The sequence below is a fragment of the Halomonas sp. AOP30-A1-24 genome, from assembly GCF_052378165.1.
Lineage (GTDB): Bacteria > Pseudomonadota > Gammaproteobacteria > Pseudomonadales > Halomonadaceae > Vreelandella > Vreelandella citrativorans.
Map to the genome: position 1 here is coordinate 21,411 of NZ_JBQSXL010000023.1, position 14,517 is coordinate 35,927.

Sequence of the window (14,517 nt, forward strand, 5' to 3'; positions counted from 1 at the left end):
TGCATGCGTAAAGTCTTCATGATGTCAGCCTTGGTGTTGGCAATTAGCGGGTGTGCCAATCAGCAGCACAATACCCCGCAAGTACGTGACTTGAGTGAAGCGAGTCGCGTGGTGGAAAACTCGCCTCAATACACTGTCAAACCAGGCGACACCCTGTATGGCATCGCTTGGCAGCATAATCTGGATTACCGCCAGCTAGCCACTATCAACAATATTGACGCGCCCTACCAAATTCACCCCGGACAGATGATTGCATTACGTGAAGGGGCAGGGGCTGGCAATAATTCCCAGCCCGCAAATCAGGCGCAAAGCACGCCGAGAGAATCGCGCGGCGTTGTCGCAACCGGGCTCAACCCGCAGGCGACAGCAGTAGCAAGTAACGACCAGGAACTTGATTGGCTACTGCCTGATGAATCGGCGATTGAACGCGGGCAGCGTTTAAATGCTGAACGCCCTGAACAACAAGCGGTTGAAAGTGCTCAGCAGGTAGCGTCAACTAGCAGTGCGCCGCAAGAATCTCCCTCTCAACCCGAGGTGGCTGCTACCGAGCCAAGGCCTGAACCTGAGCCTGAGCCAGAAGCGGTCCCAGCACCGGAGCCTGAGGAACAGGTGGTTACTCAATCCGAAACACCTGCGGCTGCTCCAGTGGAACGTTCGGACCGCTCATCGCGTACGTTCACGCCCGCAGAGACGATCAACTGGCAATGGCCGACAGATGGGCAAGTCACGGGTAACTTCGGCGAAGGTGATTCGATTACCGCCGGGATTGATATCGCCGGACAAAAGGGGCAACCTGTCAAAGCCGCAGGCCCTGGTATTGTCGTTTATGCGGGTAGTGGTGTACGTGGGTACGGTAATCTTATTCTTCTTAAACACAACGATCAGTTCCTAAGTGCCTATGCGCATAACGACAGCTTAAACGTTAGTGAAAATGACGTGGTTGAAGCAGGCGAAGTGATCGCCACCATGGGAAACAGTGATGCAGAAAGCGTTAGGCTGCACTTTGAGGTGCGCCGTGATGGTCAGCCTCAGGATCCTATGGAGTTTTTACCTGCACGCTAATCAGTGGAGTACCCGATAAGCGAGTAGCGGCAAGGTTTTGTTGAGCCAGCCCCTTACGAGCTGGCCCACATAAAAATAATAACACCAGTAACGCACACGTAAGCGTGGTTACCTTTAAATATTAAAAGGCGGGCAGGCGATACTACGGGGGTAAGGCCATGAGTATGCTGGAGAAGGACCTACAGGAGGTTGACCTGGATGCTGCCGAAGAAGCGTTGGAAAACGCTGACGATGATGTCGCAGCGGAAGAGGAAGCTTTTGAGAAAGCACTAGGACGTGAGGACCGGCAATCGACTCAAAGCCTGGATGCGACGCAAATTTACCTCAATGAAATAGGATTTTCGCCGCTCTTAACGCCAGAAGAAGAGGTCTATTATGGCCGCCTGGCGCGAAAGGGGGATCCGCTTGGTCGTTCTCGAATGATCGAGTCTAACCTGCGGTTGGTGGTTAAAATTGCCCGGCGCTATCTAAACCGTGGGCTGACGCTGCTGGATCTCATTGAAGAGGGTAATTTAGGGCTTATTCGTGCCGTTGAAAAGTTTGACCCTGAGCGTGGGTTTCGCTTTTCAACCTATGCAACATGGTGGATTCGACAGACCATTGAACGCGCGCTAATGAACCAAACGCGCACCATTCGTCTGCCGATACATGTGGTGAAAGAGCTTAATATTTATCTGCGTGCCGCGCGTGAGCTGACACAAAAACTTGACCATGAAGCGACCGCTGAAGAGATTGCTGAGCATCTCGACAAACCGGTTGATACGGTCAAGAAAATGCTTGGCCTCAATGAGCGTGTCTCCTCGGTAGACTACCCCATGGGTGGAGAGAGTGATAAACCGCTGATTGATACCTTGGCCGATGATGATGTTCAAGGCCCAGAAGGTTGCCTGGTAGATGGTGATGTGCGTGAACACGTGGATCTTTGGCTTGATGAGCTAAGTGATAAACAGCGTGAAGTGGTCGTGCGTCGTTTTGGTTTGCGCGGTCATGAGGCGGCCACCCTGGAAGAGGTCGGCGCTGAAATTGGCCTGACACGCGAGCGTGTACGACAGATTCAAGTCGAGGCATTAAAGAAGCTACGCCGTACGCTTGAAAAGCAAGGCCTGTCGCTAGAGGCGATTTTCGAAAGCTAGCCAAGACAGCGTGGCTACGTAGGCACGGCCTCAACGCACCGAGTTTATACTCGGTGCGTTGTTGTTAGAGGGGCTATTTTTGATGACTTATTATGTATAAGCGAGATACGCAATGCGCCCGCTAGCGGCCCATATCGATTTGGATGCTCTGCGTCACAACTATCAGTTGGCGTGCCGCTGCGCGCCACAAAGCCGCTCGGTGGCGGTTATCAAAGCGGATGCCTATGGTCACGGCGCTGTAGCGTGTGCTCACGCGCTGGAAAGCCACGTCCCGGCGTTTGCGGTGGCGTGTATCGAAGAAGCGATTGCGCTACGTAACAGCGGCATCAGCAAACCTATTGTGTTGTTAGAAGGTATCTTTAGCGCCGATGAGTTACCGCTGGTGGAGCGCTACGCACTGTGGACCGCCATTCATAGCGCATGGCAGGTAGACGCGCTGCTGGCATTTTCGCCAAGCCAACCCATTCCCGTTTGGTTAAAAGTCGATTCGGGTATGCATCGGCTGGGGTTTGGCCTCGCGGAGGCGGAAGCGGTCTGGCAGCGCCTGGCCAATGCACCACAGGTCACGGCGCTGCATTTAATGAGCCATTTTGCGACCGCTGATGCCAGCGACGGCCACTATTTTAATCAGCAGCTGTTGAGTTTAAAGGCCTTGGCCAAGGCGCTTGATGCGCCTTTGTGTTTAGCTAATTCACCGGCGACGCTTGCCTGGCCTGACGCCCATGGTGACTGGAACCGACCAGGCATCATGCTCTATGGCAGTGACCCATTGGAAGTGGCCACCCCAACCACGCAGCAATTACGTCCGGTCATGAGTCTGCGTTCGGAAATTATCGGTTTGCGAGAGATTAACGAAGGTGAACCCGTCGGCTACGGAGGGCGCTGGCGCGCCCCGCGCCGGTCACGTATTGCGGTGGTGGCCGCAGGTTACGGCGATGGTTATGACCGCCATGCGATGGATGGTACGCCGGTACTGGTCAATGGGCAGCGGTGTGCTATTGCCGGCAAAGTGTCGATGGATATGTTGACCGTTGATGTGACCGATATACAAGATGCTGCCATTGGCAGCGAGGTGGTGCTCTGGGGAACGGCCAGCAATGGGGCAGTGTTAGCCGTCGATGAGGTTGCACGCTACTGCGATACGATCAGCTATACCCTGCTTACCGGGGTGTTGCCACGCGTACCCAGACGTTATCAAGAGTCTTCAGTTTAGGTGGTACGTATGTCGAAAAAAGAGTATCCAGCGTCGTTTGCTCACCCACGCTACTGGGGAACCTGGCTTGCCATCGGTGCGATGTATATCGCGGCTTGGTTACCTTGGAGTATTAAGCTTTGGGTAGGCAAGGTCATTGGGCTATTGGCATGGTGCTTTGCCAAACGGCGGCGGGTCATTACGGCCACCAACCTGGCGCTTTGCTTCCCGGAAAAGAGTGCCGATGAACAACGAAAGTTGGTGAGAGATACCTTTATTGCTAACGGTATTGGCTTAGTGGAAACCGCGACTGGCTGGTGTCGGGAGGCAGAAGGATTTCGTCATCGAGTGGCGTACCATGGTCAGGAGCACTTGGCGCATGCCAAAGCCCAAGGCAAGGGGGTGTTGGTCGTCGGGATCCACTTCTCAACGCTTGATTTGGGGGGCGCGCTGCATTCGCTGTTCTTTCCGGCGGATGTCGTATATCGCCCGCATAATAACCCGCTTTTCGAGCGCTTTATGACGCGTGCTCGTTCACGTATTTTCGGCCAGGCGATAGATCGACACGATCTGCGCGGCGTGGTGCGACGTATCAAGGCAGGGCATATTGTCTGGTATTCACCCGACCAGGACTTTGGGCCGGATGTCAGTGTATTTGCCCCCTTGTTTGGTCAGCAGGCGGCCACCATTCGGCTAACGTCTAAAATCGCCCGTATGACAGGCGCGCCGGTGGTGCCGCTGATGTTTCATCGCAACCCGGATAACCGCACCTATACGATTGAGTGCCTACCTGCGTTTGAAAACTTTCCCAGTAACGATGAAGTTAACGACGCAACGCGGGTTAATCAGTTTATTGAGCGTGCCATTCGCAAGCACCCCGAGCAGTACCTGTGGCTGCATCGGCGCTTTAAAACGCGCCCTGAAGGGGATGAAGGTTTCTATTAGATACGGTTTTTTAGATACAAAGAAGCCGGCGCGATGCCGGCTTCTTTGTGGCTGTTGTTAGCTACTCAGGCGTTACTCCAGGTTACGTGAGTAGAAGATTTCCAGCATCTCTTTGCGCAGGCGGCTTTCGATATCGCGGGCTTCTTCAAACGTAATGTCGCGACGCGACTTGCCGAACAGGTAATTGTCGAGCTCGAAGTCTTTCAGCAGCATCTTGGTATGGAACATGTTGTCCTGATACACGTTCACGTCCATCATCTGATACGCCTGCTTGGTATCTTCCGCTAGGTAATCCTGGATCGAGGCGATCTCGTGATCGATGAACAGCTTTTTACCGTCGACGTCCCGGGTGAAGCCGCGCACACGGTAATCCATGGTGACGATATCAGAATCAAAGCTGTGAATCAGATAGTTCAGCGCTTTCAGCGGGCTGATATGCCCACACGTTGATACGTCGATATCCAGACGGAAGGTGCTGATGCCGTTGTCAGGATGCGATTCCGGGTAGCTATGTACGGTGACATGGCTCTTATCCAGATGGGCAACCACGGTTTCAGGCAGCGGACCAGGGCCTGGTTCTGTGTTTTCAGGGTTGGCTTCATCAAGCTCATGTTCAGCAATGAGAATGGTGACGCTTGCCCCGTGAGGTTCATAATCTTGACGGGCAATATTCAACACATGCGCACCGATAATATTGGTGACATCCTTCAAAATTTGCGTCAGCCGTTCGGCGTTGTACAGCTCATCGATATAGTCGATATAAGCGGTACGTTGCTCTTCGGTCTTGGCATAGCAGATGTCGTAAATATTAAAGCTCAGCGAGCTGGTCAGGTTATTGAACCCGTGGAGTCGGAGACTATCTGTCATGTCCGAACCTCCCTATGGCTGATGAAGACACCCCGACGAGCCAGCGCCGGAACCGAGAAAAACCTAATGCCATACGTGGTGCGCATGTTCTAAAAGCACTTGCAGGGCAGTCAGGGGGAATACAAGGAGGCGTATTATGCCCGGCCGGGGCAGGGGATGCATCCGGGCAGGGCATTTTTTTTCGCTGTGCTGCATCGTAGGCCGAAGGAGCGAGCGTCGTCGCTCTGCCTCAAGCCTCTACAATTTCAAAGGAGTGCGTAATTTCAACACCGCCTTTGACAAGCATAATGGACGCACTGCAGTACTTTTCGGCGGAAAGCTCTACGGCACGTGCAACTTGCTTCTCTTTTAGCGCTCGGCCTGTGACCACGAAGTGAACATGAATTTTGGTGAATACGGCAGGCACTTCATCGGCGCGATCAGCATCCAGTTTGGCAACACAGTCGGTCACATCAGCACGGGCTTTATCGAGAATATTCAGGATATCAAACGCCGTGCAACTGCCCATGCCCATCAGCAGCATTTCCATGGGACGAGGCCCGGTATTGCGGCCGCCGTGGTCGGGTGGGCCATCAATCACAACGCTGTGCCCGCTGCCCGACTCGGCGATAAATTGACGGCCATCCGTCCATTTTACCCTTGCTTTCACGTGGCTCTCCTTATCTTGGCGACGACAGGTAAGTCGCGCAGCATAACATTTCTTTGCCTGGGCGCACTGTTTGAATCCCCACTCTGGGCTTTCTTATAACGAGGGGATTTACTGGCTTAAAAAGTGCTCCAGGGCGACAAGGCGTTCGGGTGTTCCTACATCAACCCAGTGTCCTGCGAAGTGTTCCCCTGACACCTGCTGTTCATGCATCGCATTTTTTAATAGTGGCGCGAGCGCAAACGCCTCGGTGGGCTGGCCAGCCAACAGCCTGGGATGAATAATGCTGACACCGGCATAGGTATAGCGCTGTGCGCCTTGATTAAGAACGCGCCCCTTATCCAGGGCAAAGTCGCCTTCAGGATGATGGTCAGGGTTATTCACCAGTATCAGGTGCGCCAGATCGCCCCTTTTTAGCTGAGTGTTGGCGGGCAGGTAGTCACACCACACATCACCATTGACCAGCAGAAAGGGTTCCTCGCCCAGCTGCGGTAGCGCCTTTTGAATGCCTCCGCCCGTTTCAAGCGGCGTGGCCTCATGGCTCCACTGAATATTGACACCGTAGGCCCGGCCATCGCCTATCGCTTGAATGATTTGCTCGGCGCGATAGCTCACATTAATAATGACGTCTTCAATACCTGCCCGCTGAAGCCGCTCCAGGTGATGAACGATCAGCGGCTTCCCTGCGACCGGGAGCAGGGGCTTGGGGCAGTGGTCGGTTAACGGGCGCATCCGCTTGCCTAAACCGGCCGCTAATATCATCGCTTTCATGGATGCTCTTCCGCCAGGCGTTGCAGAATGGCTGGGCGCAGCGTGAGCCTTACCCAGTTGGCAAAGGCGGCATGTTCGGGCAGGCCATTCAGGCTATCTTCAAGGTGATCCAGGAAGTGGGGTAAGCGTGCCAGGTAGCCTTGTTTGTGGTCACGTAGCGTTAACCGACAAAAAATCCCCAACACTTTTAACGAACGCTGAGCGGCCATGGCGTGGCACTGGGTAATAAAGTCGGCCTCTGTTAGTACACTGGACAGGCGCCCATCGCTGCGGGCCTGGCGATAGAACAGGGTGGCCAGTTCGGCGAATTGGGTCGCACTAAAGCGCCAATAGCGGCCTCGCAGCAAGGAAATAACGTCGTAGCTAATCGGCCCTGCCACGGCGTCCTGAAAGTCGATCATATATAAGCGGTCATGGTTGATCATGATGTTCATGGCATCAAAATCACGGTGAACGCTAACCGTCGGTTGTTGAAGCGCCCGGTGAATAAGGTCTGTGCGCAGTGCCTCCCAGCTTGATGGGCAAGTTAGCGTCAGCCACTTATCCATGCACCACTCAGGGAACAGATCGAGTTCACGAGCCAATAGCGCAGCATCATAGTCGGGAAGCGCGGTTGGGCTGGCCCTGTTTTGCAGCTCGGCAATCAAGCCCAGTGCTTTTTCATGATACTGAATCACCGCAGCACTATCGGTAAACCGGTCCTGCATGGGGGTACTGCCTAAATCGTCCAGCAGTAAAAAACCGTCGTCTAAATTCGCGGCATAAATTTGGGGAACGGGTAAGCCCGCCGCGTACCAGCGGTGGCCAATGGTAACAAAAGGGGCTGAATCCTCTTGAGCAGGCGGTGCATCCATGACTATTTGGGTGTCGCCATTAGGTAGTGTTAGACGAAAATAGCCCCGAAAGCTGGCGTCGCCGCCCGCTGGTGAGAGGGTAATCAACGCCGGATTTAGGCTGTTTTGTTCTGCGGCCCATCGGGTGAGGGCATCAATCCGTAAAGAGGACATGCAAGCTCCTTGCTGGTCGGGCATCATGCGGGCTGTATAATACCTATTCTGGATGCCAAGGATAACGAACATGGGCAAGCGATTTTCGCGCATCATACCGGTTGCGCATACGCTGATGGGCAGTTTGCTCGCTAGCGCCTCGTTCTCGGTGGTGGCGCAGAATCAAGCGCTGCCCGCACAAGCGCTTGACTGGCAGGCCTGGGAAGGAGATGAAGCGTCACAACAGTTGTGCCGTGGCCGATACGTGATGCCCAGCTACCGGTTGCCTGTAGAGCAGAACCCGGAAACGCTGTCAGTTGAAACCCAGGATGTAGATTACGCCGCCGATGGCGAGGCATTGCTGCGAGGCGATGTGGTATTGCGACGTGGTAATTCGGAATTAGAAGCCGAACGCATTTATTTACCCGCAAACCGTGAGCAGGTGGATGCTGAGGGTAATCTCGCTTTGCGTGATGGCCAAGCGTTGGTGCGTGGCGACAGCGCCACCTTAATGCTCAATGAAGATCGCGCGAGTGTGCGTAACAGCCACTATGTGCTGTATGAAGAGCGTTTGCGTGGCCAGGCAAGTCAGCTTGAGCAAACAGGCGAGTCTCAGTATCGCTTGCGAGATGCCACCTTTACGACCTGTGAGCCCGGCGCCAATACCTGGGAGCTGGTGAGCAGTGATATACGCCTAAATCAGGAGTCGGGGTTTGGTACCGCGACGAATGCCCGCTTAAAAGTAAAAGACGTGCCTGTTTTTTACTGGCCGTGGTTGCGCTTCCCTATCGACGATAAGCGTCACACGGGGCTGTTGTCCCCGGCTATCGGGTTTTCGTCAGATGGATTTAATTACGCACAGCCGTTTTACTGGAATATCGCCCCTAATCACGACGCCACCATTACGCCGCGTTGGATGAGTGACCGTGGGTTGCTGCTCAACGGTGAATACCGCTACCTGTTTTCGGAAAGCGAGGGAACCATTGAGGGGGGCTACTTAAGTAGGGACGACGGAGGTAACAGTGGTAGTGACCGCTTTGCTGGCGAAACCCGTTGGTATGTCGATGCGCGCCATGCGGGCCGAGTCAACAGCCGCAGCAATTATCGGTTGCGCTATGGCGCTTCCAGTGACGGCCGCTATTTCGACGACTTCGGTGATGAGTTTGGAGGGAGCGACCGCGTAAGCCTTGAGCGGCTTGCCCAGATAGATTATCAGGGTGACCAGTGGTATCTCGATGCCAGGGCGCAAGGCTTTCAGCGCCTTGAAGACCCGCTTAGCGACTCCGATAAGCCGTTCTACCGCTTGCCCAGTTTGACCGCGAATTCCAGTTGGCAGCTAGGCAGTGGCTTCTTCAGCGAATGGCGCTCCAACGCGACCTATTTTTGGCGTGACGTGGATGAACGGCTGGTGCCGGAGCGTGAGGCGGCAACCGGCACGCGTCTACATTTAACGCCGGCCGTCGGCTGGCGCGAAGAAAAGCCCTGGGGATATATCGAACCACGGGCTGAGCTTTGGTATACCGCTTACGAGCTGGACTACGGTGACCGTGAAACGGAGCGCAGTACCTCACCAAGCCGAACGGTGCCGGTGACGTCGGTGGATGGCGGCCTGGTATTTGAGCGTGAACTGGAGCTTGGAAATCGCGGCTACCGGCAAACGCTGGAGCCGCGGTTTAACTATGCCTATGTACCCCGCAAGAACCAGACCCAGCTACCCGATTTCGATAGTCGTGAGCGGGCTTTCTCGTGGGACCAACTGTGGTCGCCCCACCGCTTCTCCGGCGGGGATCGGGTCGGCGATCTTAACCGTGTGTCAGTGGGTGTGCAGACGCGCTTTATCGAAGATGACAGTGGCCGTGATCGTCTAACATTCGGTATCGGGCAAAGTCTCTATTTTTCGGACCGCCGTATTGATAGTGACGGAGACCCGGATACCCTGCCAGCGCGGCCAGAAGAAGACCCTTACGTTAACCCGCAGCGTTACTATCAGGCCACGCGTGATCGTTCGCCTCTGGTAACCCGGCTGGACTGGCAGATCAATGATCGCTGGAGTACCGGCTACGAATGGCTTTACGATGATCACCGTGAAAAGACGGAACGTACTCGCTTTGACCTGCGTTATCGGCACCCTGAAGGCCATGTAGTGAACCTGGGTTACCGTTGGGAGATCGAAGGCTTCGACCCTGATACGTTACCAGGCGATGATGGCTTTCGTGATTACAACCGCGAAGAGTGGGACGTGTCATTTGCCTGGAAAACCAGCCCAAGGGTGGATCTGATAGGCCGGTATCTTCACGACCAAACCAATGATCGTGCGCTTGAAAAACTGGCAGGGGTACAATGGAACGACTGCTGCTACGGCGTGCAGCTTGTTTGGCGCGAGTGGGTGGATGATAACGACACTGCGCGTGTTGCAGATGACTTCAACGATCGCGGGCTATTTTTACGCTTTGTATTCCGTGGCTTGGGCGGCGTTGGCCAAGAGGCTGACAGCTATTTTGAACGGACCATTCCTGGTTACCGTCCTACTCCCTTGTAACGACGTTCTTGAATGGCGACTGAAAGAGACTTTTTATGAAAACCAGAAATATGCTGCTAGCTCATGCAAAAACGATGTCGGCCGCGAGCGTTATCGCGCTGTGCATGGGCGCAGGCACGCTTGCCGCTCCACTGGTCACGCAAGCGCAGAATTTTGAGTCCACCCAGCGCCAGCCGATCGATAGCATCGTTGCTGTGGTTAACGATGGCGTTATTATGCGCAGTGAGCTCGACGATCGTGTTGCTCAGATAGAGCAGCAAGCGCAAGCTCAGGGAGGCTCGCTTCCGCCAGGCTCTGCGCTTCAGGCGCAAGTGCTTGAACGGATGATACTGGATGAAATCCAGTTACAGCTGGCAAATCGCAGCAATCTAAGCATCGATGATACCGAGCTGAACCGTCAGCTGCGTACGATTGCTGAATCCAACAATATGACGTTGGATCAGTTCGCAAACGCGGTAGAAGCCGATGGCATGACGCTTGCTGAGGTGCGTGAAGACATTCGTCGTGAAATGTTGATGCGTCAAGTGCAGCAGCGCCAGGTTGGCCAGCGCGTATCGGTCAGCGACCGTGATGTTCAGCGCGTGCTTGATCAACAGGGCAATCAAAATAGCGATCAGGCGTTTGTCGAAGAGATCCGCGCACGTCACGTACTGGTTGAGCTAACGCCAACGCGCAGTGAAGAGCAGGCGCGTGCCCGGGCCCAGGAGGTGCGTCAGCGTTTACAGCAAGGCGCTGACTTTGCCTCCGTAGCACGTGAGTTTAGTGACGACAGCGGTAGTGCGCTTAACGGTGGCGAGCTGGGTTGGGTGCGTCCTGGCCAAACCGTACCGGCGTTTGAGGAAGCATTGCAGACGCTGAACGTTAACCAAATCTCCGAGCCAGTGCGCTCACAGTTCGGCTACCACGTGATTGAAGTTGAAGAGCGTCGTCGTCAGAACGTGACCAATGAGAGCCGCCAGGAGCAAGTGCGTCAGGCCATTTTCCAGCGCCGCGCCAATGAAGAACTGCAAGTCTGGCAGCAGGAAATTCGCGCGGAAGCCTTTGTGGATGTTCGCCTTTAAATGAGCCAAATCGCTGACCTTCCGCTGCTGATCACCACGGGAGAGCCTGCGGGTATTGGGCCTGAACTAGTGCTTATGCTGGCCGCGCAGGGCCATCTGCCGGCGCAGGCCGTCGCCATTGGTGATGTTGATATGTTGCGCCAGCGGGCCGCTGCGCTAGGGCTTGATGTGGCACTGGTGGAAACAAGCCCAGGCCAGGAAGTAGCCGCTTGCGCGGGGCAGTTACCCGTTTGGCCCGTAGCGTTGAATGAGTCCGCAACGCCTGGCGTGCTTAACCCTGCCAATGCAGGGTATGTGCTTGCCACGCTTGAGCTGGCCGTGGCGGCCTGTCAGGCAGGCCAGGCAGCCGCTATTGTCACTGCACCGCTGCATAAAGGCGTCATCATTGAAGGTGGCTACCCAGGATTTACAGGGCATACAGAGTGGTTGCGTGATGCCTGCGGTGTTGATGAGGTCGTGATGATGCTGGCAACCGATGCCGCGTTACACGCCAACGCAGCGGACTGGCAAGGCAGTGGTGATCTTCGCGTTGCATTGGTCACCACACACTTGCCGCTGCGCCAGGTTGCCGATGCGATTACCGTCGCGCGGGTAACCCGGATTAGCCGCTTGCTGGCCGATGATCTGGTGCATCAGTTTGGTATTGCCTCGCCGCGTATTGCCGTGTGCGGGCTAAATCCTCACGCGGGCGAAGATGGCCATTTGGGCCATGAAGAGCAAGAGACGATTATCCCCGTACTTGAATCCCTGCGTGCGCAAGGGCTGGATATTCAAGGCCCTTTTCCTGCCGATACGCTGTTTACGCCTCGCCACTTGGCGGGTGTTGATGCCGTGCTGGCGATGTACCATGACCAGGGCTTGGCCGTACTTAAGTATGCTGGCTTTGGTCAAGCTGCTAATATCACGCTGGGCTTGCCGCTAGTGCGTACGTCGGTAGACCACGGCACCGCGCTTGACCTCGCGGGTAAAGGCGTGGCTGACCCTGGTAGCCTGCGCGTTGCACTATCGCTTGCTCGGCGTCTTGCCGAACAGCGCGCCCAAACGGCCCGCCAGGCGTAACGCCTCCACGATTGAAAAATACCTCCAAGGAATTCTGTTAGATGTCTCAAGTGCCCCAGCAGCACCGTGCTCGCAAACGCTTCGGTCAAAACTTTCTACGTGACCTGGGTATCATCTCGCGTATTGTGCGCTCTATTGGGCCGCGGGAAGGCGACCGTCTTGTTGAAATTGGGCCGGGCCAAGGCGCGCTGACCGCGCCACTGCTTGAGGCGGCAGGGAAGCTTGAGGTGATTGAGCTGGACCGCGATTTGATTCCTGGTCTACGCGTGCAGTTCTTCAACTACCCCGACTTTATTATCCATGAAGGTGATGCGCTGAAGTTTGACTTCGCGGCGCTGAAAGGCGATGGCCCCGCCCTGCGTGTCGTCGGCAATCTGCCCTATAACATCTCAACACCTCTGATCGTGCATCTACTTACGGCCGGTAATGCGGTTGCCGACATGCACTTCATGCTCCAAAAAGAGGTCGTTGAGCGGCTGGCTGCCCAGCCAGGCGGTACGGATTGGGGGCGGCTTTCTGTGATGGCGCAGTACTACTGCCACGTTGACCAGCTGTTTATCGTACCGCCCGAGGCCTTTGTGCCCCGGCCTAACGTCGACTCTGCCATTGTGCGCCTCACGCCGCACGCAAGTTTTCCGCACGTAGCCGACGACCCGGCACTCCTGTTTGAGCTGGTAAAGCTAGCCTTTGGCCAACGCCGTAAAACCTTACGTAATAACTTTAAAGGACGCGTCAGTCCTGAAACGTTAGAAGCGCTGGGTATTGACCCCACGCGCCGCCCGCAAACGCTAACGGTTGCTGAGTATGTAACCATTGCTAACCGTGTGGCTGCTGATGAAAGGCCAGGTAGTGATGGGAGTGAAAACGGGTGAGTGGTTTAGCCATCGACGTCAGTGTAACGCCTGAATATTGTGCCGAAGAGTCCAGCGACGTGGAATCACGCTACGTATTTAGCTATACCGTGACGGTGCATAATCAAAGCCCGCATAGCGTACAGCTGATGGCACGTTACTGGAAAATCACCTAGGGCAACGGCGATAGTCAGGAAGTGCGCGGTAAGGGCGTGGTCGGGCAGCAGCCATTGATCGGCCCCGGTCAGCGCTTTCGCTATACCAGTCGGGCGATTTTGCAAACACCGGTGGGCGTGATGGAAGGTGCCTATACGTTGTTGAACACCTATACCCAGCGTGCCTTTGAAGTGCCCGTAGCGCCTTTTCGCTTGGCTGTGCCGCGTCAGTTGCACTAACGTTAGTGATCACCATCGTGAATACTGCATTAAAGCATTGTTGCGTTCAGTCTGACGGCCAGACAGTGCTGGTTTGGTATGGGGCTCTTGCCAGGACAGGCGCTCAGAGCGCAATCGTACACCGCGCAGCATGTGTAATGTGCGCGTTTTAATATGCATGTTTAATGCCCTCGTTTATATAAGGCCCGCGCATGAGTACCTACGCGATTGGCGATTTGCATGGCTGCTACGCCGAGTTTATGACGCTACTTGAAGCCCTGAACTTTAATCCCTCGCACGACACTTTGTGGCTGGTGGGCGATGTGATCAACCGTGGGCCAGGCTCCCTTGAGTGTTTACGCGAAGCGCACGCACTGGGCGGCTCGGTACGCTGTGTGCTGGGCAACCACGACTTTCATCTGTTGGTGGTCGCGCGTGGCGGCGGCAGGCAAAAAAAGCACGACACCCTCAACGATATTCTTAATGCGCCAGATCGCGAGCAACTGCTGGATTGGCTGCAGTGCCAGCCGCTTGCAGTGCAGCAAGGGAATACCCTAATGACGCATGCCGGTTTGCTGCCTCAGTGGCGCATAGAGCAGGCTGTCGCTTATAGCCGTGAGGTCGAGCAAGCGCTTGCCAGCGAGCAGTCAGGGCATTTCTTGACCGAGCTTTTTGGTAATCAGCCTGATCGTTGGCGAGAGGACCTGGAGGGAATGGACCGGCTGCGCTTTATTGTTAACGCTATGGCACGTATGCGCTTTATTGACAGCCAAGGGCGGCTGGAGTTTGCTGCTAAAGAGGGCCTCGCTAGCACCCCGCCTGGCTTTGCGCCGTGGTTTCAGTATGCCCGTGACGACGACCCACATCTCCTGTTTGGGCACTGGGCCGCGCTAGAAGGAAAGACGCGGGGTGCCAGGGTTCGGGTAGACGCGTTGGATACGGGCTGCGTGTGGGGTGGGGCGTTAACCGCGCTTAATATAGATACCGGTGAGCGAATGAGCGTACCCAGCCAGCAACGAGGAGGGCGGTAG

At 55.4% G+C, this 14,517-nt stretch carries 13 protein-coding genes and 1 pseudogene; 10 read left to right on the top strand and 4 right to left on the bottom strand.

Annotated elements, in window-relative coordinates:
- The first annotated feature begins 3 nt into the window (after positions 1-3).
- From ACT3TJ_RS13280 to lpxL, 4 genes are all read left to right on the top strand, one after another.
- The gene (locus ACT3TJ_RS13280) at positions 4-1,062 is read left to right on the top strand and encodes a peptidoglycan DD-metalloendopeptidase family protein (protein WP_444665856.1); all 1,059 of its coding nucleotides are present in this window, start codon (positions 4-6) and stop codon (positions 1,060-1,062) included.
- A 158-nt stretch (positions 1,063-1,220) separates the two neighbouring features.
- Positions 1,221-2,195, top strand: a complete 975-nt coding sequence (gene rpoS / locus ACT3TJ_RS13285; RefSeq protein WP_087112035.1) for an RNA polymerase sigma factor RpoS — start codon at positions 1,221-1,223, stop codon at positions 2,193-2,195.
- Between the two features lie 112 nt (positions 2,196-2,307).
- The gene (alr, locus tag ACT3TJ_RS13290) at positions 2,308-3,408 is read left to right on the top strand and encodes an alanine racemase (protein ID WP_193054466.1); all 1,101 of its coding nucleotides are present in this window, start codon (positions 2,308-2,310) and stop codon (positions 3,406-3,408) included.
- A 9-nt stretch (positions 3,409-3,417) separates the two neighbouring features.
- Positions 3,418-4,332, top strand: coding sequence for an LpxL/LpxP family Kdo(2)-lipid IV(A) lauroyl/palmitoleoyl acyltransferase (gene lpxL / locus ACT3TJ_RS13295; protein ID WP_444665858.1), 915 nt, complete (start codon positions 3,418-3,420; stop codon positions 4,330-4,332).
- Positions 4,333-4,404: 72 nt separating this feature from the next.
- Here lpxL and speD read toward each other — a convergent pair whose 3' ends face one another.
- The 4 genes from speD to ACT3TJ_RS13315 all read right to left on the bottom strand — a co-directional run bounded on the left by speD (position 4,405) and on the right by ACT3TJ_RS13315 (position 7,623).
- A complete protein-coding gene (gene speD, locus ACT3TJ_RS13300; protein ID WP_193054468.1) occupies positions 4,405-5,199 on the bottom strand; it encodes an adenosylmethionine decarboxylase in 795 nt (264 codons plus the stop codon).
- Positions 5,200-5,428: 229 nt separating this feature from the next.
- Positions 5,429-5,848, bottom strand: coding sequence for an OsmC family protein (locus ACT3TJ_RS13305; protein WP_444665860.1), 420 nt, complete (start codon positions 5,846-5,848; stop codon positions 5,429-5,431).
- Positions 5,849-5,956: 108 nt separating this feature from the next.
- Positions 5,957-6,616: an N-acetylmuramate alpha-1-phosphate uridylyltransferase MurU gene (gene murU, locus ACT3TJ_RS13310; RefSeq protein WP_444665862.1), complete on the bottom strand. Its 660-nt coding sequence runs from the start codon at positions 6,614-6,616 to the stop codon at positions 5,957-5,959.
- Positions 6,613-7,623, bottom strand: coding sequence for an aminoglycoside phosphotransferase family protein (locus tag ACT3TJ_RS13315; protein ID WP_444665864.1), 1,011 nt, complete (start codon positions 7,621-7,623; stop codon positions 6,613-6,615). Before ACT3TJ_RS13315 ends, murU begins: the two co-directional genes overlap by 4 nt.
- Before the next feature lie 70 nt (positions 7,624-7,693).
- Here ACT3TJ_RS13315 and ACT3TJ_RS13320 point away from each other — a divergent pair, with 70 nt between their 5' ends.
- The 6 genes and pseudogenes from ACT3TJ_RS13320 to ACT3TJ_RS13345 all read left to right on the top strand — a co-directional run bounded on the left by ACT3TJ_RS13320 (position 7,694) and on the right by ACT3TJ_RS13345 (position 14,517).
- Positions 7,694-10,141 carry an LPS-assembly protein LptD gene (locus ACT3TJ_RS13320; RefSeq protein ID WP_444665866.1) on the top strand — a complete coding sequence of 816 codons (2,448 nt, stop codon included), beginning with the start codon at positions 7,694-7,696 and terminating at the stop codon, positions 10,139-10,141.
- Positions 10,142-10,176: 35 nt separating this feature from the next.
- Positions 10,177-11,202, top strand: coding sequence for a peptidylprolyl isomerase (locus ACT3TJ_RS13325; protein WP_172117507.1), 1,026 nt, complete (start codon positions 10,177-10,179; stop codon positions 11,200-11,202).
- Positions 11,203-12,261, top strand: coding sequence for a 4-hydroxythreonine-4-phosphate dehydrogenase PdxA (gene pdxA / locus ACT3TJ_RS13330; protein ID WP_444665868.1), 1,059 nt, complete (start codon positions 11,203-11,205; stop codon positions 12,259-12,261).
- Between the two features lie 41 nt (positions 12,262-12,302).
- A complete protein-coding gene (gene rsmA, locus ACT3TJ_RS13335) occupies positions 12,303-13,133 on the top strand; it encodes a 16S rRNA (adenine(1518)-N(6)/adenine(1519)-N(6))-dimethyltransferase RsmA (protein ID WP_444665870.1) in 831 nt (276 codons plus the stop codon).
- A pseudogene (gene apaG / locus ACT3TJ_RS13340) lies at positions 13,130-13,507 on the top strand (Co2+/Mg2+ efflux protein ApaG). The gene rsmA and the pseudogene apaG overlap by 4 nt, the downstream one beginning before the upstream one ends.
- 191 nt (positions 13,508-13,698) lie before the next feature.
- Complete coding sequence (locus ACT3TJ_RS13345; RefSeq protein WP_193057006.1) at positions 13,699-14,517, top strand: symmetrical bis(5'-nucleosyl)-tetraphosphatase; 819 nt, start codon at positions 13,699-13,701, stop codon at positions 14,515-14,517.